Origin of the sequence: Curtobacterium sp. SORGH_AS_0776 (assembly GCF_031453355.1) — a bacterium.
Taxonomy (GTDB): domain Bacteria; phylum Actinomycetota; class Actinomycetes; order Actinomycetales; family Microbacteriaceae; genus Curtobacterium.
Genome location: NZ_JAVIYU010000001.1, coordinates 2,627,334 through 2,651,373 on the forward strand (window position 1 = coordinate 2,627,334; position 24,040 = coordinate 2,651,373).

General features: G+C 69.2%; 17 protein-coding genes and 4 tRNA genes. 8 read left to right on the forward strand and 13 right to left on the reverse strand.

Going from position 1 to position 24,040, the window contains the following annotated elements; genetic code table 11:
- Positions 1–2: 2 nt before the first annotated feature.
- From QE359_RS12965 to csrA, 4 genes are read left to right on the forward strand one after another with little or no spacing between them, the layout of a single operon-like run.
- A complete protein-coding gene (locus QE359_RS12965) occupies positions 3–1,184 on the forward strand; it encodes an EscU/YscU/HrcU family type III secretion system export apparatus switch protein (RefSeq protein WP_309779509.1) in 1,182 nt (393 codons plus the stop codon).
- A complete protein-coding gene (locus QE359_RS12970) occupies positions 1,181–3,235 on the forward strand; it encodes a flagellar biosynthesis protein FlhA (protein WP_309779510.1) in 2,055 nt (684 codons plus the stop codon). Before QE359_RS12965 ends, QE359_RS12970 begins: the two co-directional genes overlap by 4 nt.
- Positions 3,210–4,178, forward strand: coding sequence for a hypothetical protein (locus tag QE359_RS12975; protein ID WP_309779511.1), 969 nt, complete (start codon positions 3,210–3,212; stop codon positions 4,176–4,178). Before QE359_RS12970 ends, QE359_RS12975 begins: the two co-directional genes overlap by 26 nt.
- A gap of 4 nt (positions 4,179–4,182) precedes the next feature.
- The gene (csrA, locus tag QE359_RS12980; RefSeq protein ID WP_070418910.1) at positions 4,183–4,443 is read left to right on the forward strand and encodes a carbon storage regulator CsrA; all 261 of its coding nucleotides are present in this window, start codon (positions 4,183–4,185) and stop codon (positions 4,441–4,443) included.
- 18 nt (positions 4,444–4,461) lie between these two features.
- Here csrA and QE359_RS12985 read toward each other — a convergent pair whose 3' ends face one another.
- A complete protein-coding gene (locus QE359_RS12985) occupies positions 4,462–6,552 on the reverse strand; it encodes an acyl-CoA dehydrogenase (RefSeq protein ID WP_309779512.1) in 2,091 nt (696 codons plus the stop codon).
- Positions 6,553–6,764: 212 nt separating this feature from the next.
- On the opposite strand from QE359_RS12985, the gene QE359_RS12990 reads away from it, so the two are divergent.
- Complete coding sequence (locus QE359_RS12990) at positions 6,765–8,219, forward strand: peptide MFS transporter (RefSeq protein ID WP_309779513.1); 1,455 nt, start codon at positions 6,765–6,767, stop codon at positions 8,217–8,219.
- Positions 8,220–8,365: 146 nt separating this feature from the next.
- Here QE359_RS12990 and QE359_RS12995 read toward each other — a convergent pair whose 3' ends face one another.
- From QE359_RS12995 to QE359_RS13020, 6 genes are all read right to left on the reverse strand, one after another.
- On the reverse strand, positions 8,366–8,656 hold the full coding sequence (locus QE359_RS12995) for a hypothetical protein (RefSeq protein ID WP_309779514.1): 291 nt from the start codon (positions 8,654–8,656) through the stop codon (positions 8,366–8,368).
- 23 nt (positions 8,657–8,679) lie between these two features.
- Positions 8,680–9,597 (reverse strand): glycoside hydrolase family 16 protein, encoded by a 918-nt coding sequence (locus QE359_RS13000; RefSeq protein WP_309779515.1) that lies wholly within the window; start codon positions 9,595–9,597, stop codon positions 8,680–8,682.
- A 245-nt stretch (positions 9,598–9,842) separates the two neighbouring features.
- The gene (locus QE359_RS13005) at positions 9,843–13,211 is read right to left on the reverse strand and encodes an SbcC/MukB-like Walker B domain-containing protein (protein WP_309779516.1); all 3,369 of its coding nucleotides are present in this window, start codon (positions 13,209–13,211) and stop codon (positions 9,843–9,845) included.
- Complete coding sequence (locus QE359_RS13010; protein ID WP_309779517.1) at positions 13,208–14,002, reverse strand: DUF4194 domain-containing protein; 795 nt, start codon at positions 14,000–14,002, stop codon at positions 13,208–13,210. The genes QE359_RS13005 and QE359_RS13010 overlap by 4 nt, the downstream gene beginning before the upstream one ends.
- Positions 13,999–15,531, reverse strand: coding sequence for a DUF3375 domain-containing protein (locus QE359_RS13015; RefSeq protein ID WP_309779518.1), 1,533 nt, complete (start codon positions 15,529–15,531; stop codon positions 13,999–14,001). Before QE359_RS13015 ends, QE359_RS13010 begins: the two co-directional genes overlap by 4 nt.
- 84 nt (positions 15,532–15,615) lie before the next feature.
- Positions 15,616–15,688: transfer RNA gene (locus tag QE359_RS13020), tRNA-Val, on the reverse strand.
- A gap of 205 nt (positions 15,689–15,893) precedes the next feature.
- On the opposite strand from QE359_RS13020, the gene QE359_RS13025 reads away from it, so the two are divergent.
- From QE359_RS13025 to QE359_RS13035, 3 genes are all read left to right on the forward strand, one after another.
- A tRNA-Gly gene (locus QE359_RS13025) sits at positions 15,894–15,965 on the forward strand.
- An 82-nt stretch (positions 15,966–16,047) separates the two neighbouring features.
- Positions 16,048–16,121, forward strand: a tRNA-Cys gene (locus QE359_RS13030).
- 15 nt (positions 16,122–16,136) lie between these two features.
- Positions 16,137–16,211: transfer RNA gene (locus tag QE359_RS13035), tRNA-Val, on the forward strand.
- A 459-nt stretch (positions 16,212–16,670) separates the two neighbouring features.
- Here the strand turns inward: QE359_RS13035 and QE359_RS13040 are convergent.
- The 6 genes from QE359_RS13040 to QE359_RS13065 form a co-directional block, all read right to left on the reverse strand.
- Positions 16,671–17,813: a site-specific integrase gene (locus QE359_RS13040; protein WP_309779519.1), complete on the reverse strand. Its 1,143-nt coding sequence runs from the start codon at positions 17,811–17,813 to the stop codon at positions 16,671–16,673.
- Entirely contained in the window at positions 17,813–18,064 is a 252-nt protein-coding gene (locus QE359_RS13045) for a helix-turn-helix domain-containing protein (protein WP_309779520.1), read from the reverse strand. Before QE359_RS13045 ends, QE359_RS13040 begins: the two co-directional genes overlap by 1 nt.
- 942 nt (positions 18,065–19,006) lie before the next feature.
- The gene (locus QE359_RS13050) at positions 19,007–19,942 is read right to left on the reverse strand and encodes a hypothetical protein (RefSeq protein WP_309779521.1); all 936 of its coding nucleotides are present in this window, start codon (positions 19,940–19,942) and stop codon (positions 19,007–19,009) included.
- 117 nt (positions 19,943–20,059) lie between these two features.
- Positions 20,060–20,929: a hypothetical protein gene (locus QE359_RS13055; protein ID WP_309779522.1), complete on the reverse strand. Its 870-nt coding sequence runs from the start codon at positions 20,927–20,929 to the stop codon at positions 20,060–20,062.
- A gap of 257 nt (positions 20,930–21,186) precedes the next feature.
- Entirely contained in the window at positions 21,187–21,648 is a 462-nt protein-coding gene (locus QE359_RS13060; protein ID WP_309779523.1) for a hypothetical protein, read from the reverse strand.
- A gap of 1,399 nt (positions 21,649–23,047) precedes the next feature.
- Positions 23,048–23,962, reverse strand: coding sequence for a hypothetical protein (locus tag QE359_RS13065; protein WP_309779524.1), 915 nt, complete (start codon positions 23,960–23,962; stop codon positions 23,048–23,050).
- Positions 23,963–24,040 lie beyond the last annotated feature (78 nt).

Consider the following 24,040-nt stretch of genomic DNA (forward strand, 5'->3'; position numbering starts at 1 on the left):
ACGTGTCCGACAGCGGAGAACGCTCCGAGCAGGCGACGCAGAAGCGCATGCGCGAGGTCCACCAGAAGGGCCAGATCGGGCGGTCGCAGGACCTCGGCGCGTGGATCGGGATCGCGGTCGCGGCACTCATGATGCCGTCCGCGATCGGCAACGCCGCCGCCGCGGGCTCCGAGCAGCTCCGAGCCGTGCAGCGCGTCATCGCCGACCCGACGATCGGCACCATGAACGCCGTCTTCCACGAGGCCCTCGGCTCGCTCGGCGGGACCCTCGGCCCGATGCTCGGGGTCGTCGCCGTCGCCGTGCTGGCCGCAGCGGTCGCGCAGGGCGGCGTGCACGTCCGGAAGTTGACCCCGCAGCCCGAGCACTTCGACCTGATCCAGGGCCTGAAGCGGGTGTTCGGCACCCAGGCGCTCTGGAACGGGTGCAAGGCGCTCCTCAAGACCGCCGTCGTCGGCCTCGTCCTCTGGATGGCCGTGCAGGCACTCGTCCCCGTCCTCATGACGAGCGGATCGCTGCCGCTGTCCGCCGTGCTCGACGCCGCGGCCGCCGGGACCGGCACCCTGCTGCGGGCGGCGATCGTCGCCGGCCTGGTCCTCGCCGCGCTCGACGTCTTCGTCGTGATCCGCCGCAACCGCAAGCGCACGATGATGACCAAGCGCGAGGTCAAGGACGAGAACAAGCACGCCGAGGGCGACCCGCTCGTGAAGTCCCAGCGCCGGTCCCGACAGCTCGCGATGAGCCGGAACCGGATGGTGCAGGCGATCGGCACCGCGGACGTCGTGATGACGAACCCGACGCACTACGCCGTCGCGCTGTCGTACGAGCCGGGGAAGTCCGCGCCGCGCGTCGTGGCGAAGGGCGCCGGTCCGGTCGCGGCGATGATCCGCGACAAGGCGCTCGATGCCCGGGTGCCGATCGTCCAGGACGTCCCGCTCACCCGTGCGCTGCACGCCGCGTGCGAGCTCGGGCAGGAGGTGCCGGTCGACCTCTACACGCCGGTCGCCCGCGTGCTGTCGTTCGTCATGGCGCTCAAGGCCAGGGGAGCGGCGGCCGGGACGCACGCCCCGCCGCGGCCGACCACCCCGGACGAGGTCGCGACGGTCATCGACCCGGCCACGATCAGCGGGGACCTCCGGCCCCGGAAGCTCCGCCCGAACTCGACTCCCGAAGGGGTGCCCGCATGAACCGCAAGGACCTGCCGAAGCTCGTCGTCCCGGTCTTCATCGTCGGCATCATCCTGCTGCTGATCCTGCCGGTGCCGTCCTTCCTGCTCGACTTCCTCATCATCTGCAACATCCTGCTGGCGCTGGTGATCCTGCTCACGACGCTGTTCGTGAAGAAGCCGCTCGACTTCTCGGTGTTCCCGTCGCTGCTGCTCGTCGCGACGCTGTTCCGGCTCGGCCTGAACGTCGCGTCGACGCGGCTCGTCCTGGGCGAGGGGTTCGCCGGCGACGTCATCCAGGCGTTCGGCCACGTGGCGGTCTCCGGCTCGATCATCATCGGCGCGGTCATCTTCCTGATCCTCGTCGTCATCCAGTTCGTCGTCGTCACGAAGGGCGCCGAGCGCGTCGCCGAGGTCGGGGCACGGTTCACGCTCGACGCGATGCCCGGCAAGCAGATGGCGATCGACGCGGACCTCAACGCGGGGCTCATCACCGACGCCCAGGCGAAGGAACGCCGTGCCGCCGTGTCCGCCGAGGCCGACTTCTACGGCGCCATGGACGGTGCGTCGAAGTTCGTCAAGGGCGACGCGATCGCCGGCATCCTCATCATCGTCATCAACCTCGTCGGCGGCATCGCCATCGGCATGGTGCAGAACGGGCTTTCGATCACCGACGCCCTGTCGAAGTACGGCATCCTGACCATCGGCGACGGGCTGGTCACGCAGATCCCGGCGCTCCTCATGGCGGTGTCGACGGGCATGATCGTCACCCGCTCCGGCGCCGAGACCGAGATCGGCACCTCGGCGTCGCAGCAGCTCACCCAGTCGCGGAACGCCCTCGTGATCGCGGGCGTCGCGGCGATCGCGATGGGGTTCATCCCCGGCATGCCGATCGTCCCGTTCCTGGTCATCGGCGCCACGCTGCTCGTCATCGGGTGGCGCCTCGGGCAGAACACCAAGCGCGAGGAGGCCGCCGTCGCCCAGCAGCAGGCCATGGAGGCCGCCGCGCCGAGCGCCGACACCCCCGAGGACCTCATCGAGCAGATGCGCGTGCACGCCCTCGAGATCCTGCTCGCGCCCGACCTGGTCGACATGGTGTCCGGCGCCTCGGACGACCTGCTCGGCCGCGTCCGGGCACTCCGCCGAAAGATCGCGATCGACATGGGGATCGTCGTCCCGCCCGTCCGGACCCGCGACAGCATCGAGCTCCCGCCGTCGACCTACGCCATCCGCATCGCCGGCGTCGAGGCCGGCCGGGGCACCGCACCGTCGCGCAGCGTGCTCGCGCTCGGCGACCACCTCGAGGGCCTCCCGGGGGAGACCACCGTCGAACCGGTGTTCGGCCTCGCCGGCAAGTGGGTCCCCACCGAGCTCCGGCACGCCGCCGAGATGACCGGCGCGACCGTCATCGACCGCGTCTCCGTGCTCGTCACCCACCTGCAGGCGATCATCGGCGACAACGCCGCGCGGCTCCTCACCCGCGAGGACGTCAAGGTCCTCACCGAGGGCGTCAAGCAGGTCAACCCCGCGGCCGTCGAGGAGCTCGTCCCCGGGATGCTCTCGCTCGCCGAGCTGCAGCGGGTCCTGCAGGGCCTGCTCGCCGAACGGGTCCCGATCAACGACCTCGGCCGGATCTGCGAAGGCCTCACGCTCCGCGCGAAGGTGTCGACCGACCCGGAGGGGCTCGTCGAGGCCGCCCGCGCCGCACTCGGCCCAGCGCTGCCCGCCCGGTACCTCGACGCCGGCACGCTCCGGGTGATCATGATCGACCCGCTGCTCGAGCAGTCGATGCTCGAGGGGCTCCGGCCGTCCGAGCAGGGGACCCAGATCGTCCTCGACGCCCACCGCATCGAGCAGGTCCTCGGGTCGCTCCGGGAGGCCGTCCGCTCCGTCGAGGACCAGGGGATCTCCGCCGTCCTCGTCTGCGCCCCGCAGCTCCGCCCGGCCGTGCACCGCATGGTCTCCGCGCAGTCGAACGGCCTGCCGGTGCTCTCCTACCAGGAGGCCACCGCCGCGGGCTCCACCATCGAGACCGTGGGAGTGGTCCGTGCCGCCGACCCGATTGCAGCGTAACGGCGCCACGCTCGACGAGCTCCGGGACGCCGTCCGCTCGGAGTTCGGACCGGGCGCACGCATCGTCGCCGCCGAGCGCGTCACCACACCGGGCATCGGCGGGCTGTTCCGCAAGGCGCACGTCGAGGCCACCGTCGAGGTCCCCGGCCCCGACGACGTCCCGACCGCGCGCGTCGCCATCGCCGACTCGCCGGTCCAGCGGGTGGGCATCGCCGCGCTCCTGGCCGATGCCGAAGCCGCGGAGGCGCGCATCGCCGGCCACGACGGCACCGCGTCCACGCGGGCCGACGCGTTCGCGTCGGTGCTCGACGGCTTCGTCGCCGACGGGATCACGGGGAGCGCCCCGCGCCCGACGCGCGCCTTGCCGGAGGCGGGGGCGGAGGAGCCGGTCGGGTCGCGCCTCCTGGACGTGCCCGGTCGGCCCGCGGTGCCCGTCGCGTCCGTCGTGCCCGGTCCGTCGGTCGTTCCTGGAGGGACGGCTCGGCTCGTCGACGACGTCGTGGCTGAGCAGCTGGTCGCCGCCACCGCGCCCACCCGGCCCGTCCCGTCGGTCCGGTCCGCCGACGGCGACCTGGTGCTGCTCGTCGGGCGTCCGAACGACGTGGATGCAGCCGCAGGGATCTTCGCGACCCGGCACGCACTGCGGCCGACCGACGCGGCCGACCGGCGGAGCGGGATCCTCGCCCGGGCCGAGGGCGTCCGCGACGGGTACGCGCTGCTCGCGGTCGCCGCCTGGGACGACGTCGCGACGGCCGCCGGACTCGCACCCGACCAGGTCTGGGTCGTCGTGGACGTCGGTCGGAAGCACGAGGACTCGGTCCGCATGCTCGCCGCCGTCGCCGACCGGGCCCACGTGGCGGGGGTCGTGGCGATCGGCGCGGGGGAGACCGCCACGCCGGAGTCGGTGCACCTGCTGGGAGTCCCCGTCGTGTCGCTAGGCTGAACGGGTGCTGGTACTCACGCGGAAGGTCGGCGAGCGGATCCTCGTCGGTGACGACATCGTCATCACGGTGCTCGACAGCCGCGGGGACGGCGTCCGGATCGGTATCGACGCGCCTCGCGGGGTGAAGATCCAGCGCGAAGAGGTCGTGCGCGCGGTGACCGAGGCCAACGCCGAGGCCGCTGCCGCTGCCGCCGGCGCTGGGGACGACGCCGAGGCGCGGCTCCGCCGGGCCCTCGAGGACCGCGGGCCCGCCGGCGACGCCTGACGCGCCCCACGTCCAGCGCTAGGCGCGGGGCTTCTTCTCCTGCTCGGGGAGGCGACCCGCGGCCGCCTCGGCGGCGAACCATGCCTGCGCCTCGTCCTGCCGGGCCTGCTCGGCACCGAGCGCGATCGGTGCGCGGACGTGGCCGGCCTCGTACCCGAACGAATCGAGCAGCTGCGGGATGACCGGCCGGACCCGGGCGACGAGGCGGTCGATGTACGCCGAGACCGCCCGCGCCCGCTGCGCCGTGATGCGCCCGTGCATGAGGTACCAGTCGAGGTGCTGCTCCAGCAGGCCGAGGGCGAACAGGTCGCGGAGCCAGACGAGCACGCGGCGGGTGTCTCCCGGCGGGACCTCGTCGATGGCCTCGGTGAAGGCCTCCCACTGCATGAGCTCCGCGTGGGCCTTCGCCGCCTCGATGAGCTCGTGCTGCGAGCGGTTGAGCAGTCGGGCGCCGCGTGCGCGGTCCTTGCCGGCCGACGCGAGGCGCATGCCGATCTCGGTGACCATCGTGTCGACGCGGCCGGCGAGCAGGTCGCGCTGCGTCCTGGCGTCCTGCAGGTCCGTGACGGAGGCGGCGAGCGAGCCCCGGTCGGTCATGGTCTGCCCGAGGCGTCGGAGACCGGTGGCGTCGGCGAGCTTCGTGGCCGCCTGGGCCGCCACGAACTTCGCGGTCGACGCCGGGTCCTTCGGCGCCTTCGCGCGGAAGTCGGTGAGCAGGCGCTTGCCGACGAGCTGGAGCAACACGGTGTTGTCGCCCTCGAACGTCACGTAGACGTCGAGGTCGGCGCGGAGTCCGGTGAGGCGGTTCTCGGCGAGGAACCCGGCGCCACCGCAGGCCTCGCGGCACTCCTGGAGCGTGTCGAGGGCCGACCACGTGGACATCGACTTGAAGGCCGCTGCCTGGGTCTCCAGGTCCTCGCGACGCTGCGGGGTGTCCGCACGCCCGCTGAACACGTCGTCGAAGGTGCGGAGGAGCTTCTCGTGGGCGAACGACTGCGCGAACACCGTGGCGAGGCGGGGGATCAACCGGCGCTGGTGCCGGCCGTAGTCGAGCAGGACGCCCTCGGTGCCGTCGCCCGTCGGGAACTGGCGACGCTGTGCCGCGTACGTCAGCGCGATCTCCAGGCCGATCTTCTGGGCGACGACCGCGGCGCCGTCGAGCGACACGCGGCCCTGCACGAGGGTGCCGAGCATGGTGAAGAAGCGGCGACCGGGCGAAGCGATCGGCGAGGAGTAGGTGCCGTCCTCGGCGACGTCGCCGTAGCGGTTCAGCAGGTTGGTGCGGGGGACGCGCACGTGGTCGAAGTGCAGCCGGCCGTTGTCGATGCCGTTCAGGCCGCCCTTGTAGCCGTCGTCCTCGCCGCCGACACCGGGCAGGAACGCACCCTCGGCGTCGCGGAGCGGCACGTAGAACGCGTGGACGCCGTGGTCGACGCCCTGCGTCACGAGCTTCGCGAAGACGACGGCGGCCTTGCCGTGCAGGGCGGCGTTGCCGATGTAGTCCTTCCACGCACCGCGGAAGGGCGTGTGGATCTCGAACTCCTGGGTCGCCGGGTCGTAGGTCGCCCGCGTGGCGATGCTCTGGACGTCCGAGCCGTGCCCGGTCTCCGTCATCGCGAAGCAGCCGGGGACCTCGAACGAGACGATGCCCGGCAGGAACTCGCGGTGGTTCCGTTCGGTGCCGAGGTGGTGCACGGCCGAGCCGAACAGCCCCCACTGCACGCCGGCCTTGATCTGCATCGAGGGGTCGGCCGTGGTGAGCTCCTCGAACGCGGCGAGGTTGCCGCCGTGGTTGCTCGAGCCGCCGAACTCCTCGGGGTAGGGGCGCTGGATCGCTCCCGCGTCGACGAGGATGCGGAGCTGGTCGAGTGTCCGGGCGCGGGCGTCGGCGTAGGGCATGCCCTCGACCTTGTGCATCGCCGGGTCGAGTGCGAGTCGGCGCGAGGCGCGGCGGTCGTCCGCCCAGCGGCCGAGCAGGTGCTCGGCGAGCAGGTCGACGTCGATCCGGACGTCGGTGTCCGTCCCGCCGGCGGGCGTGCCCGCGGCGGGGTCGCCCGCGGCGTCGGCCTTGGGCGTGTTCGTGCTGTGGACGGGTGCGGTGTCGACCATGGTCGGAGCCCTCCTGAACTGCTCTGTCCGGTGTTGCAGAACCCACGCTATTGATCGGACCCGCGAGTCGCGTGAACGCCGTCCGGGCCGACAACGCACGGGGCGCTCTGGTCCGACACGGTGGTGGGAACCCTCCAAAGCGTCGACCGTCATTTCTTGAGCAGGGCTAGACGATTGTGCGCGAGCGGACGGGCGAGGGCAGACTGTCCGGCATGTCAGGTACCACCACGCCCGCACGCGGGCGGACCTTCTTCGGGCAGCCGTTCGAGTTGTCGACGCCGTTCGCCGTCGAGCTCTGGGAGCGGTTCTCGTTCTACGGGATGCAGGGCATCGTCCTCATCTACATGTACTACACGCTCTCGCAGGGCGGGCTGGGCATCGACAAGGGCGTCGCCAGCGGGATCATGGGTGCCTACGGCGGAGCCGTGTACCTGTTCACGATCATCGGGGCGTGGATCGCCGACCGGCTGCTCGGTGCGGACCGGACACTGTTCGGCAGCGCCATCGTCGTCATGCTCGGGCACATCGCCCTCGCGCTCATCCCCGGTGTCGCGGGCGTCGGCGTCGGCCTCGTGCTCATCGCGCTCGGCTCCGGCGGGCTCAAGGCCACGGCGACGACGATCGTCGGCGGGCTCTACAGCCGGGACGACCCCCGTCGTGACGCCGGCTTCTCGCTCTACTACCTCGGCGTGAACCTCGGGGCGTTCTTCGGTCCGCTCCTGACCGGCCTGCTGCAGAGCTCGCTCGGCTTCCACTACGGCTTCGGCCTTGCTGCGGTCGGCATGGCGGCCGGGCTCGTGCAGTACGCGATCCGCCGCCGCAAGCTGCCGGAGTCCGTGCGGCACGTCACGAACCCCGTCGACCGCCGTCGGCTCCCGCACATCGGCGTGCTCGTCCTCGTGGCACTCGCGGTGATCGTGGTCGCCGTGCTGACCGGGCTCCTCAACGTCGACAACCTGCCCACCGTGGTCGTCGCCATCGTCATCCTCGCCACGATCGGGTACTTCGTGGTGATCCTCTCGAGCGGCATCACCGCGCAGGAGCGGTCGCGCGTGTTCGCCTTCATCCCGCTGTTCATCGGCAGTGCGGTGTTCTGGTCGCTGTACCAGCAGCAGTTCACCGTCGTGACCGTCTACTCCGACGAGCGCCTCGACCGGTCCCTGTTCGGCTGGGAGATGCCGGTCTCGTGGGTGCAGTCGATCAACCCGGTCTTCATCATCGTGCTGTCCGGTGTGTTCGCGGCGATCTGGACGAAGCTCGGCGACCGCCAGCCGTCCACCCCGACGAAGTTCGCCCTCGGCACCGGCATCATGGGCGTCGCGTTCCTGCTCTTCCTGCCCTTCGTCGGCACCGGGCAGAACGGCACGCCGCTGCTCGCCCTCGTCGGGATCCTGCTCGTCTTCACGATCGCCGAGCTCCTGCTGTCGCCGGTGGGGCAGTCGGTGGCCACGAAGCTCGCACCGCCGAAGTTCCAGACGCAGATGGTGGCCCTGTTCTTCCTGTCGGTGTCGCTCGGCACCGCAGTCACGGGGGTGCTCTCGCAGTACTACGACCCGACGGACGAGGCGCCGTACTTCGCCGTCCTCGGGCTCGTCGCCGTCGCGGTCGGTGTCGTCCTGCTCGTCCTCGCCAAGCCGGTGCTGAAGCTCATGCGCGGCATCCGCTAACCTGAGGGCAGCCAGACCGGCCCCGGAACCAAGGAGTCACCAATGCTCGAACTCATCGCAGGCGTCATCATCGGCATCGGCGTGCTCGGTGGCGTGGGGGTCTGCATGGCCTTCGCAGCCATGATGAAGAGCGGCAACGAGGAGTACTAGCCCTCGGTGTCCGGTGCCGGTTCGATCGGCACCAGCTGACGACTCAGGACGGTCGCGCGCTCGAACGGGCCGCGGCCGTCCTTCGTGTACACGGGTTCCTCGAACGCGACCGTCCAGGTGCGCTGGGTCCCGCCGAGCTGGCTGCCGCCCGGTGCGACGATGACGCCGATCGGTTCGTCAGCCCACTGCTCGCCGCCCTGGTCGGTGTCGACGACCTGCACGAGGGCGCCGATGCCGAGGCCCGGTCGGTCGTCGGGGCGGGGGCTGGGGGAGCGGCGTCCGAACACGCGCCCACCGTACCGTGCGCGGGTCAGTTCCAGATGGAGATCCAGTCGACGGACACGGTGCCCGTCGCGTCCGTCGGGACGGCACCGTGATCGGTCCACGTCTCGCCCTGCAGGGTCACGCGCATCGGCTTCGTCGGCACGGCCTCGGTGGTGGAGGAGACGAGCTCCCCGTCCCAGTAGAAGCGGACGATGCCCGTGTCCCACTCGGTGGTGGCGACGTGGTACTCGGTGGTGTCGGTCTTCGCGTGGACCTGCACCGAGCGGTCGTACTTGACGTGACGGTTCGCGTACGTTCCCGGGATCGCGGACGCGGGGCGCGGCGATGCTCCGAGCGTGAGTGACTCCGGCCAGTCGATCTCGCCGTCGTTCCAGTCGTCGGAGGACGGCCACAGCATGCCGACGAACTTGTACCCGTCGGTGACCGTGGTCTTGTAGCGGATGCTGACCCGTGCCGTCGTGTGCGGTGCGTACCCGTCCGGCATGACGGCGGCGACGAGCGGTCGGCCGCCCTCGGAGTGGAAGTCGAAGTCGAGGTTGCCGTCGGCGACGGACAGCACCTTCGCAGGGGCGTACGTGCCGAGTCCGCTGGTGTCCTGGAATCCGTCGTAGAGGCCCATGCCGGGGTAGACGGATGCCACCGTGCCGAGTGCGGCGGGCTTCGTGAAGTCCTCGGCGTACGACTGCCGCCAGGTGCGTCCGTTCGACGTGACGTCGCCGACCGGGAGCGTCGTCGGCACGGCGGTCGGGGTCGCAGTCGGGGTCGGGGTGGGTGTGGGCGTCGGTGTCTGCTTCGGCGTCGGTGTGACCAGCGGAGTCGCTGTGGCGGTGGTCGGTGCCGCTGTCGACCCCGGTGCCGTGGAGGACGGGACACACGCAGCGAGCGCGCCGGCGACGAGGAGCCCGGTGACGATCGCGCCTGCGGTGCGTGTGCGAGTGGTCACGGTACGGTCCCTGCTGGAGTCGGTGGAGCTCCTGGCGATCGTAGTCAAGGAGTGCCCGGCGGCCTGCTGTTGCCGGCACCCCAGTCCGGGGGTGGCGGGAACGGTCGCCCTGGTCGCACGACATGCCGTGCACCCATCGCCGGGGTCGCACGAGGTGCCGCTGCTGCCGGCGCCGGGCGGCAGTTCGTGCGACCCCGGCGGCCCGCGAACGGGCGGTCGACCCGCGGACGGGACGGGACGCGCGCCTACGCCCCCACGGCAGCCCGCGCGATCTCGGTGATCGACGAGTGCCCGGTGTCCGGGTGCTTGCGCATCGACAGGAGCCGCTCCATCGAGGGCTCCAGCGCCGTGACCTTGTCGAGCGGCGCACTCACGACGAGCTGGAACCCGAGCCGCAGCCACGCCGTCACCGCACGCCCCGCGAACTCCGAGTCCGCCTTGATGAAGGCCTCGTCCAGGAACACCGGCGCGAACCGCGGCCGCGGCCGGGTCTCGTCGCCGAGCTGGTACCGGAGCGCGGCACCGACGATGAACGCCACGAGCTCCTGCGTCTCACCGCCGGACTTGTCACCGAGGGACGAGTACACGCCGAGGTCGTTGCCCTCGGTGTCGTACCGCACGGCCGTGATCTCCATGTGCCGCCGGACGTCGAGCACAGCGTCGCGCTGCGTGGTCCGGCCACCACGCGGGACGGACGGGTCGGGGCGGATGACGGCCATGAAGCGTCGGAGCCGGCGGAACCGGGTCTCGAGCACGTCGTCGGTCAGCTCGGTGTCGACGGACGCCGACAGTGCCCGCAGCTCCCGGCGGAAGGCCGTGACCTCTTCGCGCGTGACCCGGCGGATCTGGATCTTGAGCCGGTCGCGGTTCGCACCGAAGGGCAGCTCGCGGAGGATCTCGTTGACCGGTTCGAGCCGCTCCTCGATCTCGACGACGGCCCGGTCGAAGGCACCGGCGAGCGGGACGAGGTCCTCGCCGCTCCACTGCGACAGACGTCGGCGCCACTCGCTCCGGCGGGAGTGCAGGCCCGTCGCGACGATCTGGTCGAGGATGGCGCGGTAGTCGGGGTAGGACGCGACGCCGGTCCCGAGGTTCGGGTCCGGCCAGGCGTCCTGGTAGCGCTGGAAGGTCAGCGTCAACGCGGTCGAGGCCGAGGCGGCGCCGTCGAGCGCCTGCGCGAGGCGTTCCTCGAGCCGGCGCTTCAGTCGGCGGGTGGCGTCGTCGAAGCCGTCGACGCCGTCCGGCGCTCCGATCTCCTCGAACGTCTCGGACAGCAGCTGCGCCTGTCGGTCGTCCGGCAGGGCGTCAGGGGTGTCCTCGAAGCGCGACAGGATCTCGGCCGCGGCGTCCTGACCGTCCACGAGCACGGCGTGCCGCTCCTCGAGCCGGGCGACGGACTGGCGGGCAGCGGCGCGACGGTCCGACGCCTCGTCGAGGGACGCCCGGAGCCGACCCACGGCCGAACGCAGGGTGCGCAGGCCGTCGTCGGCGGCGAGGAGTGCCTGGCGTTCCTGGTCGAGGCGGGCGAGCGAGTCGTCGAGCCCGACGACGTCGATCGCCTCCCACGTGACGTCGACGATGTGCTGGTGCGCCGCGCGGAGGACGTCGAGCGCCGTGATGTCCTGCGCGACGTCGGTACGCCGGGCCTCGAGCGTGGCGAGGTCCTCGGCGATCGCGGCCAGCTCCTGCTCCACCGAGGCGACCCGCGCCTCGTTCGTGAAGCCGATGACGTTCGCCTGACGTCGGTCGCCGTGGGCACCGCGTCGACCGTCGCGGAGCTGCCCGGACTCGGTGACGCGCCGACCGCCGCCGCCGAGATCCGCGGCGGACCCGACGCACCGGGCGTCGGTGCGGTCGGACTCGATGCGTTCGCGCACCCAGGTGCTGAACGGCGACTGCTTGATCGCGAGCTTGCCGGACACCATGGACGGGTCGCCGTCGACGTCAATGTGCGGCCCCGTCGGGACGCCCTCGAACTGCACGCGCACCGGCAGGCGGAGCGCGTCGATCGCCTCGCTGAAGTCGGCGAGGCGGTCCTGGTCGACCAGGAGCGTGCGGGCGACGGGCGCCAGGACGGACTCGATCGCCGTGCGCCAGCGCTCCTCGCCGGGCAGCACGTCGAGCAGTTCGGCGACGAAGGGCAGCTCGGACGGGTCGATGCCGGCGGCACGGGCCATCGCGAGCCGGGCCTCGTGCATCGGGAGCGGCATCGCGCCCTGTCGGTGCTCGAGCGACTGGCGCTCCTGGCGGAGGGACCGCTCGCGGTCGAGGAGCGGGTACTCCTCGCGGGTGAGGGCGTCACGGCGCTCGTCGAGCTCCGCGCGCGACGCGGGGTAGGTGCCGAGGAATTCGTGCGACGCCCGCTGCGCGGCGGTGAAGGACTGCTCGGTGGACACGGGCGACCCGAGCACGGCCGTCCGCTCGTCGAACGTCGCCCGGGTGCGGACGACGGCGTCGCGCTCCCGCGTCCGACGGTCGATGCGGTCCTCGAGCTGCGCCAGCGCGTTCCCGCCCTGGTCGCGGAGCCGGGCCTCGGCGTCCCGCAGCTCGATCTCGACCGCGGCGTGCCGGGCCTCCGCCGCGGCGACCTCGGCGCGGGCAGCCGTGCGTTCGCGCCCGTTGCGGTCCACCTCGGCGTCCAGGAGCGCACGCTTGCGCGATGCGGTCCAGTGCGCGAACGGGGAGACCTCGGCGCCGGTCGCGATCCCGTCGAGCGCCTCGGCCGCGGCCCTCGAGCGCGCGATCTCGGCGTGCAGTTCGGTGATGGGGGAGAGGATGCGGACCTTGCGCTCCTCGGTGTCCATCGCCTCGTACGCCTCGTCGAGGGCGGAGAAGTGCGCGAGGGCGCGGTCGGCGGCCTCGTACGTGCCCGGCGTCTCGAGCACGAGCGACTTGTACAGGGCGTCGACGGTCGGCAGGTGCTGCCCGGCCTGGATGCGCGCGAGGAGCCGCATCGCGCGGTTGCCACCGCCGGAGTCGCCGATCCCGAGGCGGGTCTGCAGCGTGTACGCGAGCTCCTGGTAGGTGTCGCGGATGACGAGCCCCGGCACGCGTCCGGTGAGCTCGAGGTGGTGGAACCGCGTCGGCACGAACTCCTCGAGCCGGCGCAGGTCGAACGTGTCGTCCACCGTCGCCATGGTCATCTGGATGTCGCCGACGCCCCGCGCACGCTTCGGCACGATGTACGCGCGCAGCACCGTGAAGCGCCGCTCGTCGTCGTTCCGGAACGTCACCGCGACGGCACCCCACGTGGTCTGGTCGTCGCCGCGCAGGTTCACGTCGCGCAGGGCACCGGACTCGGGGTCGCGACGGGTGTCCACCTTGCCGCGCAGGTACGTCAGCAGGTTCCGCTGGTCGGCACTGCGCGCGCGCCCGGTGGTGGCGTCGTTCGACGCGCCGTTGAACGGCACGTCCGACGGCATCATCACGGCGAGGTACGCGTCCATCAGCGTCGACTTGCCGGTGCCGGACGCGCCCGAGATGAGCGTCGCGGTGCCGGACAGCTCGACCTGGCGGTGGCCGTGGAAGCCGCCCCAGTTCACGACCTGCATCGACTCGGCGCGCCACTGCGCGACCGTGTCGAACAGCGCCGGGATCTCGAAGGTGTCGGTCACGCTTCCGTCTCGCCTTCGTCGTCGGTGTCGGTCTCGTCGGCCAGGAGGGACGGGTCGTCCCCGTCGGTCGGCTCGCCCTCCGGAGTGGTCGCGTCCCCGTGCGCGGTGGCGGTCCGCGACGCTGTGGTCGCCAACCACGTGTCCAGGTCGCGCAGCCGCTCCAGGGGGAGCAGCACCTCCACCACGCTCGCGACCCGGAACCGGTCCGGGTCGCTGGTCTTCAGCAGGATCCGGGCGGTCACGAGGCGTTCGACCGCCTTCGCCACGCGGCCCTCGTCACGGGTGCGGTCGGTCGCCGTCGCGGGGCGGAACCCGGCGACGTGCCCGAGGATCTCGGAGCGGTCGACGACGACCTGGTCCGGGCCCGGGCGGGTGTCGGCGCGGAGGCGCATGCGCAGGTAGACGAGGACGATCGTCTCCTCGCGCGTGTACGGGACGTCGCGCAGCAGGGTGGGGAAGCCGCGGCGCTGGCTCTCGGAGCGGGCCTGACGCTTCCAGGCGACCTCGCGGTCGCGGTCCACGTGCAGTTCGAGGAACAGGTCGTTGAGGCGTGAGCGGAGCTGGTACTCCGCGTCGAGCACGGCGCGCCACTCGTCGGCGTGCGTCCGTGCGCTGACGTAGGAGTTGCGGAGCAGCGCCACGAGGGCACGGCGCTGCCGGTCGTCCAGTCGGCCCTCGTCGCCCTCGAAGAGGGCGAAGCTGGTCTCGTCGCGCTCGTCGTCCTGCGGGACGGGTGCGGGGTCGTCGTAGGGGACCGTCTCGTCGACCGGTGCCGGCGTCGTGTCGCTCACCGCGCCTCCTGTGCGTGTTCGTCGTTCGTCGTGTCTGGCGTCCGGTCGCGGCGCTCGTCGGTGAGCGCCGCGGTCGGCATGTGGAAGGTGACCGGGCTGCCGTCGGGACGGACCGTCCGGTGCTCCGCGAGGTGCGTGGCGGACTCGAAGTCCTCGTGACCGGTGAGGAGGTGCGCGAGCCCGAAGAGCTCGACCGGACGCCGCTGCTCCGGCGGCAGGCCGTGGAAGGCGTCGACGCTGGAGTCGGCCTCGGCCCAGCGCAGTGCCGCGCGGAGCTCGGTGAGGAGCGGTCCGCCGTGTCGCCGGAGCGTCTCCACGTCGAGTTCCTCGAAGACGTCGTCGTCCGGCTCCTCGATCGCGGGCGGCACGGACTCCGCGTCCGGATCGTAGAACCGTTCGCGCAGCGTGCCGACCTCGGCCGTCGCCGGCAGGAGACCGAGGGACAGCCGGTCGCGCGCCGACCCCTGCTCCATCCAGGTCGCGAGCCCCCGCTCGATCGACCGGATGACGGCGTCGAGTTCACGGTCGCGGGCGACGTCGTGCGCGACGATCTGGTCGCGCAGCGTCGCCGTGAGCTGTCGTCGCTGGGCGAGGACGTCCTCGATGCCCTGGCGGAGGATGACCACCGTGTTGCGGAAGGCCCGGCGCTCGGACGCGCCGAGGGAGTCCGCGAAGGGGTGGGCCAGGATCGTCGCGATGTCGTCTCGGAGCCGCAGCAGCAGGGCGTCGTCGCGGAGCAGCTCGAACGCCCCCTCGAACGCACGGCCCTCGGGGGTGGCCTGCATGAGGTTGTCCGTGCGGGCGAGGTAGTCGTCGAGGATCTCGCCGATCGGACGGACCTCTTGCCGGAAGTCCTCGACGATCGAGCGGTGCATCGTCGCCACCGCTTCCTCCACACGCTTGAAGTCGCTCGGGAGCTGGCGGATCAGGTCGGAGATGTTCGTGTAGCCGTCCCGCATCCGGGCGTCGTCCACGGTGTCCACGTCACCGTGTTCGAGTCGCGCCCGCTCGGCCTGGAGCTCGGCGATCTGCGCGTCGATGCGGCGGATCTGCACGTCGGGGTCGGGCTCGGCGCGGGCGGCCCAGCGGTGCACGGCGTCGACGATCATCGCGAGCCGGCTCTCGCTGATGAGCGCCCGGTCGGACGACAGGGCGTCGACGAGGGACAGGGCCTCGAGCGCGTGGCTCGTCAGGGAGTACTGCTCGTCGCCGTCGGGGGAGTTCGAGCGGACGAGCCACTGCGCGGCGACCCACTCGCGGCAGAGGGCGCGGCCGTTCGGTCGGGCGTCCTGCTCGGGCTGCTCCGCCTGCTCGCTCGCGGGGGTGCGCGCGCCGGCGGCCTGGAGCCGTGCGACGTGCTCCTCGACCTGCAGGTGCATCCGGTCCGCGGGGACGTACTGCACGTCGCGGTCGAACACCGTGCGAAACACCGCGAGGACGACGGCGCTGGTCGGCCGGGACATCAGCCGGAGGGTCGGACGGTCGAGGACTGCCCGGACCCGGGCGAACTCGAGGTCGACGTCGGTCATGCGCCCCTTCGTCCGATCTTGCTCGTGACTGTCTCAACAGATGCGAAGAGCCCGACGCTGTTGCGCCGGGCTCTTGCGGGTGGGTGGGCGATACCAGACTCGAACTGATGACCTCTTCGGTGTGAACGAAGCGCGCTACCAACTGCGCCAATCGCCCCCTGCACTGTGCGTGCCAGTCGATAGTAGCGGATGCCGGGGCCGGTGCCGAACACGGCGCGCGTCCCGGGTGTGGCGCGGGTGGTGGAACCCGCCCGATCCGCATGAACACGGGGGACACGCCCGGTGAACGAGGAGGATTTTGGTGGATGCCCCCGGGTTCGTATAGAGTTTACGTCGTCGCCGCGACAGCGGGTCAGACAAGTGCGGATGTGGCGCAGTGGTAGCGCATCACCTTGCCAAGGTGAGGGTCGCGAGTTCGAATCTCGTCATCCGCTCGAGTGTGGTGTTCTCCGGAACGTCACGACTCACCAGAGGGTATCCCACCGTTCGGGTACTCACGGAGACGTGAACCTCGATGGTGGGGTGGCCGAGAGGCTAGGCAGCGGCCTGCAAAGCCGTCCACGCGGGTTCGAATCCCGTCCCCACCTCCAGTTCCACACTCCTCTGGGCGATTGGCGCAGCGGTAGCGCGCTTCCCTGACACGGAAGAGGTCACTGGTTCGATCCCAGTATCGCCCACCAGGCGAAAACCCCCGAATTTTCGGGGGTTTTCGTGTTTCATCAGGTCGTGTTCCGGAGTCAAATCAGACCACGTGGCACGGTTTTGGCACGATGCTCGCACGGCCCGCGCGCTGTCGCCGATGCCAACTTGGTCGCCTCCTCCGTGAAGGTCGTGATCGTCGCGTCTGAACCGATCAGGCTGAGTCGTGCACGAGCGACAGTCAGGGTGTGCCCGCGATGCGAAGTTGGCGCGTGCAGTGACCGAGTCGACGCATGCGTCGGAAGAGCACGACCGCCGACGTCGGTGCTCGAATCGTGGTGTCCAACGCGCGAATCGTTCTCGCGTGCTCCGCTCCGATGCTCCTCGGCCGATGCAGTGCTGCTCGCGGCGCGCGTCTCGTGCGAGCGTCGAACGCCGAAAGCCGACCTGTCGACGAATCGAACAGGCCGGCTTTCGGCGAGATGGACGGGGATGGGGGGTCAGAGTCGGTCCGCGATGCCCGATCCCGAGGCGAGGTCCTCGAGCTTCGCGACCAGCGGGTCGAAGTCAGCGGGGAAGAGCCCGGTGTAGACGTCGAGCGTAATGCTCGGCTTCGCGTGTCCGAGCATGCTCTGCACGAGTGGCACGGTCGCACCCGCGGACACACCGAGGCTCGCGGCGGTGTGCCGCAAGTCGTGCGGGGTGAGCTTCGGGAAGTGCTGCACGAGCGTCCCACGCGCGAAGTCGCTCGCCGGCCAGCTTGCGATCGCCCGCTGAACGGCTGGAGCGAAGACGCGACGCCGCCAGGTCGAGAGCCTGAGCATGCCGCCCTCCGGCGCGGTGAAGACGAGGTCGTGTGCGGTACGTCCAGCCGAGCGTCGTCGGAGCGGCTCCATGACCTGCGGCACGCCGGGAACCTGTCGCGCCTTGCCGTTCTTGGGCGGGCCGAGCACGAGCTCGCCCTTGACTTCGGTCGCCGACCTCCGGACGTTCACGACGTTGTTCGCGAAGTCGAGGTCGGCATACGTGAGGGCAGCGGCTTCGCCGAACCGAAGGCCAGAGAACGCCAGGAAAGCGATGAGCATCCGGTCGCGCTCCCGCGCTTCGTCGAGGAGGTGCGCGACCTGCGGGGCGCTGAGGTAGCCGTGCTCGCGTGTCACGACGGTGGGCAGCCTGACTCCTCGCGCTGGGTTCCCGGTCAGCAGGCCCTGCTCGACACATTCCTCGAGGACGCCCCCGAGGATCTGGTGCGCCTTCTGGATCGTCTGCGCTCCGGCGCCGGCGGCGTGGATGCACTCCACCCAGGCCCGCACCGACTTCTTCGTGAGGGCCTCGAGCGACTTCTCGCTCCAGTAGGGCGTGATCCACTTGCCCGCGACGGCTGCGCGGTTAGCGACCGTGGTCGCGGCGAGCGTCGCGCGCCGTGCGAGGAACTCGTCGATGAACGGGCCGAGCTTCTGCGACAGGTCAGACTGGGTCCGGTAGGTCGGCTTGCTCATCGCGACGACGTTCGCCGCGGACCAGACGTTCGCGTCTCGCTTGGTCCGGAACCCACGCTTCCGCGTCGTTCCCCCGTCCGGCTTCGTGTACCCGACCTCGAACCGCTTGCCCTTTGCCGTCTCGTACTCTCGGATCGTGGCCATCAGGCAGCCATTCCGTTGTGCGAGACGCGCGTCTGCTCGACGTAGTCGAGCAGGTCACTGAGGCGGTAGGCAATCGAGCGGCCGACCTTGATGTACGCGGGGCCGCGGCGAAGGTAGCGCCACTGCGCGAGCGTGCCGACGGACGTGAGGAGGAATGCTGCGGCTTCAGCCGGCTTGAGGAGAGCTGCATACCTGGAGGTGAGCTCGGGAGTCTCCGATTCCGCGCTCGGGCGGCTCAAGGACTTGGACATGGTGTTTCGCTTTCGGTGCTGGACGTGGCGAGCTCGGTGAGCCCGTTGTCTCCCGGAGTGGGCGACACACCGTCTATGCGCGACCCCCCACCATCAGCCGTGGTGAAACACGTTAAGCCCAGGTCACATCGGCGAGCCGAAATCTGCTGAAGGCTCTGTCTCGGTTGTATCGGAGGAGCTCCGGAGCTGGTTGTGGCATCAGGCGAGGCTCGACTTCGGTGTGCACGGTGTCCTCTGGGCCCGCGGGATGCGATCACGGCTTCGAGTTCCGGCGCGCCGTCCGGGCCGAAGTTGCGACGGTCTTGCCCGATGTCCACCTCCGTCACGCTTGTCTGCGCTGAACGGCGTCGCCCGGAGTTCTTCGGGACCACAACGGATGAGATGAAAGCGACTGTGCCAGATGATGTGCGGTCGGCCAGGCGGAGGGTGTGGTGACCAGTCCGTATGGCGTGCCCGCTTTGAGGACGCCAGCGGACGGGCTATCTGCGACAGGCGCAACGCCCGGGCTATCCGGGATCAGCCGACCCTCACCGGGGGAGTGGCCGATCGGGTGGCGTCGGGGCGCCTGGCCGGCGGAGGCAAAGCAGCGGAGCAGTCTGCGCCGCCGCCTGAATCATCAGCGCATCGAGACATCATCGACGTATCGGGGGCTCGAGGCCGACTTTCGTCCGACCTCGTGAATTGAATCGGGTCTCTGGTAGTGCGCTGCCTGGGGTAGCCAGTCAAACAACGCGCCAGCGGTACCGACTGTTCCACGCGGGGTTTACGTCCATGGGCCGCTCGACGTCCTCGCAATCCGCGCAATTACAAGGGTGGATTCGGAAGACGACCGGCTAACCGACCGTCTGTGAGTCCCTGTCCGGCACCACTGTTCAGAGCAGTAGCAGGGGCGTGCCCGGCCGGGCGGCAGCGAGGTGACTAGGGCGAGCCGCGGAGCGCTGTTCACTCTGGAGCCAACAGTCGATCGATGGTGTCGTCGGCAAACCCCCGGCGCTCCCACTCGTCCGTCCCGTACATCATCGATCGGTTGAAAGCAGCTAGACGCTCACGGCGGAACTCGGCGACCTTCCGAAGAGCCTCATACCCAATCAGATCCATTCCCTGCAGGACCTCGAAAGCGCGCATTGCAAGGGCTTGCAAGTCCCATAGAAAGTCTTGGAGGTCGTAGCTCTCACCATCAGCCACGACGAAATGCGCAACCGGGACAGGCTCCTTTGGAGCATGACGTATGCCATTTTGGGATGTCACCCGCACAACAGCCAGGCCCGAACGGAGCTCCTCATCAAGCGAGACGAGCCAGTCCACGTCTCGTGCGCCGTGCTCCTTACCTTCAGGTACGACGCGAAAAAGCATAGGGAACTGCGGATCCATCCGCGCCTCCAATCGCAGCCTGGAACGATGCTTGTCAAGTCGGTGGAGGGCATCGATGAAGCTCACGACCTCGTCCGGTTGCCGCTGTGCTTCGAAGGGCTGAAGCGCGCGTATGCGAGCGAGTATCTCGGGGGCCATGCGCTTGAGATGTGGCTTTGTCCGAACCGTCTGGTCCCACTTCTCGTTCGTCTCGCTGATGGGAAACGTGATTAGTCGCTCTTCGGCAGCCGTGTACTGCACGTTTGGATCCGCGTGGGCGAGTTGCCATACCAAGTTGTCCAGCAGCGACCTGACGTTCAGGAGGATGTCCGCTAGATCGAACTCCCACGCCGGCTCGACCAGAGCGCCCTTGATCCGCAAACGATACGTGACGACCCGAGAGCGAGCGCCGATGGTCGGGATGCCGGTGACGGTTCCTCGGCCGCTGGCGGCGGCCGCGATGAGGTCGTTCGATCGGTCGAGGATGCGCTGCAAGCGCAGCTTCGCGTCTGCTGCTTCCCGGGTCATGCGGTGATCGTACTCAAGGGTTGCGATGCCGCGACCGGTGCGGCTCAGTCGAGAGGTCTCCGTGTCCGCGAGCAGCAGCTCTGGTGGGGTTCCGATGGCGATCTAGTCAGGAGCGTTTTAGTCCTGTCTCTTGCCGGCAGAAGCGGTCGCTTGGATGGCTGCGACGGTGGTGTCCACAGCCATCGCCCAGCGATGTCCTACGGACCCGTCGATGCCAAAAAAGTCCACCAAGTCCCAGCCGATGAGGGTGCAGGTTCCTACGCACATGCCCGCCCACTCCACGGCGTACGCCATCGGGAGTGCGGGCCTGCGGAGATTACCGCGCGTGAGGAACATGTTGATGGAATCAACTTCAGCGTGCGCGAACGACGAGATATGTGAGTAATAGTGACGACCCTCGGGCTCTTGCGATGGTCGGTCGAGGAGCGCGGCCGCTAGCGCTGTGACATTCGCGCTGTCGGTCACGGCGAAGCGTTCAGAGACGTCGTCGATGGTATCGCGCACCACCTCTGCATCAACGAGCGTCCCGTCCACGTCGACCTCGCTGTACTTGCCGAGATAGCGCATCTCGCCTCGAATAAGCCGAAGATTGTTGCGGATGGCGTCGGTGGCAGTGGGGGCAGTGAGAACGTAGGAAGCTTTCGCGAGAGCTTCAATGCATCCGCGCGTGTTCGTCGCCACCGACACATGAGTTCCAGTACCTCGAAGGATCAGTGCCGCCCCACGAGCGTGATCCGCCGCGGCGAAACACCGACTGAATAGATGGCCGATGAGTAAGCGCACTTCACCGATGTGCTCTGGTGAGGGCAGTTCGTCGTACGCCCGCATCCAACGAGCGGCGCGGCAGTCCTCCGCCCAAAGTGATTCGCGGGCGTGAATAGCCACAGCCTCAAACGCTTCAGCCAGAGCTCGGAGCGCAGCAGAGACGGTAGCTCGCGCCTCGTCGTTGATCGCTGTCAAGTCGTAGCCGTCTGTTACGTAAGCCATCTCGCCGCCCTCCACCGCGCTTGCTGCGAGCAGTTTCGTGGTGCGCGCGCCGCGAGCCAGCGTACGGGCGACGACTGGTCTGGGTCCAACTCTTCTATCGGCGGACCGGCGCCCGGCCCTGTAGCAGGAGCGCTCAGCGTGCGAGCGATACGGGTAAATCCTTACTGTCGAACGCTGTCGCTACAACACGGCACGACGCGGGTCCAGGCGTCGATCTGGAGCAGCTTCTCCCGCCTAGATTGCGGACTGCAGATGCATCAGATGTCATCGAGCGTTCCGGCGCGGAGTTCGCGAAGCTCGGAGACGACAGCGCTTAGCGCCCGCTGAGCCTCAACTGACCGTCGAAGCCAGTCGAGGTTTTTGTCGTCGTTACTGAACTCCCGGAGTTCGTCGTCGGTCTTCCCGATCCGCTTCTCCCAGTTCAGGGGAAGGCGCTCCGGACCGATAGCGCCAATTAGCGCGCCGGCCTCCGCGCCCATGTCGCGACTCTTCTGTATGTCGTTGGAACCCCCTCGTCGAAGGTTGGCTTCAAGGCGGAGCAACGAGTCGAGTTCGAACAGCAGGTGAGCCTGACGGATACCCACCGCTCGGTCCTTCGCCGCGATCGCACGAGCACTCCGCCGGTCAAGCGCAGAGATCACCAGCGCAACGACCGCCGCTCCGACAGCCACCAGCACTGCGGCGACCTGGACCCAGATCGCGACTAATTCCGTCCCCATGCGCCCATTCTCTCCCTGTTGGCGGCAAACCTGTCGAAGCCAGCTCACACGGCGGGAGATCGGCATCTGTCGATGGTTGCGTGTCCGCTCGCAGCGCCCGATGGGCGATCGGTTTCCGGGCGGTTGGGCCGCTGGTCATGGTGTTGGTGTGTGCGTGGCGGAGTGCGAGGATGCCGTCGCGGACGCGGGTCCCGGCGGTGCTGACGCTGATGCCGAGGTGCTGTGCGACCTCGGGATGGTGCGTTCGCCGAGGTACCGCAGGAGCACCGTTTGCCGCTGCTTGTCGGTGAGCCCGTCGAAGGGCTCGTCGTAGCCGGGGGCGGATGAAGAGAACGTCGCGGTCGTCCCCGTGCCCGGCGGCGTGGTTGCGGACGCCAATTCGGAATCCACGATTTCGGGCGGCTTCGAGGCCGCGGATCCGGTCAATCGCACGGTGGCGGGCGATGATGCGCAGTCAGGACAGCATGGTCTTTCGATGAGCTCAACGGACGCGCGGTGCACGAGGCGTGCAAGCTCCGCTCGGTGAGACGTGCACGCAAAGCTGAAACCCGGGTGGTGGAAGGGGTGCGTCTCGTTCCGAGTCGGTCCACTCGTCGTCGCGGCTAGACCCTGTAGGGACTTGAGATGACGGGCTTGCATCCATGATGTCCTCCTGATTACCCATCTCCACAGTTGGGAGCGGTGGGCGTGCATCCGCAATCTAGGTCCGCGCACCTCCTCGGTCAACGGGCGGGCGTCGACTGCGGACGGTGGGCCATCTGCGGCTGCCGGGGCAGAGGTCCGAGCCCCGAGAGTGCACGCTCGGGGCCTTCGTCGTTGCCCTCATTCGCGGGAACGCGAGGACACGTCACCTGCCGCTGCGCTCGTCCGGTGCTCATTACCGCCAAGCGTGCCGCCGTCGCCGCCATCGCCGCTACCCTCGTCGCTGTCACCTTCTCTGGTTGCGCCATGTCGAAGGAGGAAGCAGGCAAGTACTACCTGTCGGCTGTGTGCCCCGCGAACAACATCAGCGACGAGTGGAACAAGGCTGCCGACTCCGGCGACTTCTCCGTGTTGCAGGACGTGGTTCGGAAGAGCATCACAATCGAGAAGGCGACCGCAGCAAAGCTCGAGGATGACTCGATCTCCTGGCCGAAGGAGGTCGACGAAGCGGACATTCAGGCGATCGCCGACTCCTACTACGGGGAGGTCGCTGGGATGCAGGCCATCGTCAACGCGGACAACGAGGACGACGCCGACTTCTCGTTCCTCGACTCCGACAAGGGGCAGGCTGAGTCGCAGCGCGGCCGCGCGAAACTCGGCCTCTCATCAGACACCGAAGCCAGCTGCAAGCAGCACAACAGTAGACGGCCCCGAGCACACTCTCGGGGCCTTCGTCGCACACGAACGGATGTGTGGCCTACGCAGACGCGGCGTCAACGAGAACGACGCCAGCGAGGTTCAGCTCTTCCGGGTCGAACGGAACGTCGAAAGGCACCTCGTGCCCGTCGTGCGAGCGAAGTTCCAGCACGTAACCGGGAGGGGAGTTGCGGAGACCGCGTAGGACGTTCGGGTAGTAAGCCTCACCCCAGTGGCCATGGTCGTCGGGCAGCTTCTGAAAGGCGAAGTCCTCACCTCGCGTCTCAAGAGGCTCGGCAGTCATCAATCCGAACTGACCCGCCCGAGCCCATCGGATCTGTCCAACGAGCGCTTTGGCCACTTTCCTTGGGCCGCTTCGGTACTGGGTGAGCAGGAATCTAACCAACTCCTCGCCCATGTCGGCGCTCAGGTGCATTGGGCCCGCGGAGACAGGGACGTTCGGGTCAGCGAGATCCTCCAGCGGCGAAGCGAGTTGATACGCCCATACCGGGTGATTCCTGATGCCGCCGTCAGTCAGGAGGACAGCAGGTAGGAGCGAGATGGTCTTGCGGATGCAGCGCTCGCATCGCTGGAAGTCGCTGGAGTTGTGCGGCCAACCGCAGTCGATTGGAGATCTGTAGTTCGGGCTGCCCATGTAGAGGGCATAGGTCGGCGCGACCTGCAGGGCCCTTGCAGCGCTCATGAGCAGCGCACGCTGCTTCCCCTCTTTGTAGTCGAAGTCGAGCGTCCATCGGCCGTCTCGTTCCTTATGCAAACGCTTCGCCTGAACCAAAGCGCCGAACGACTCGCCCCCATCGCCGATCCACCACCAGAGCCAGTCCGCGCCGGTGCCCCTCTTGCCGCCTTCCTGCCTCTTGTTGAATTGGAACGCTCGGACCTCAGGGCTCGATTCGACGAGGAGAAGATCGGTCACTGTCTCTTCAGCCCACGTGTAGCCCGACTTCTCAGATCGCACGATGTGACTCAGGGCCTGTTCACGAGCTTGAGTGAATGCTTCCAAGAGGCGCGGCGATACGGGCATGGACACCATGCT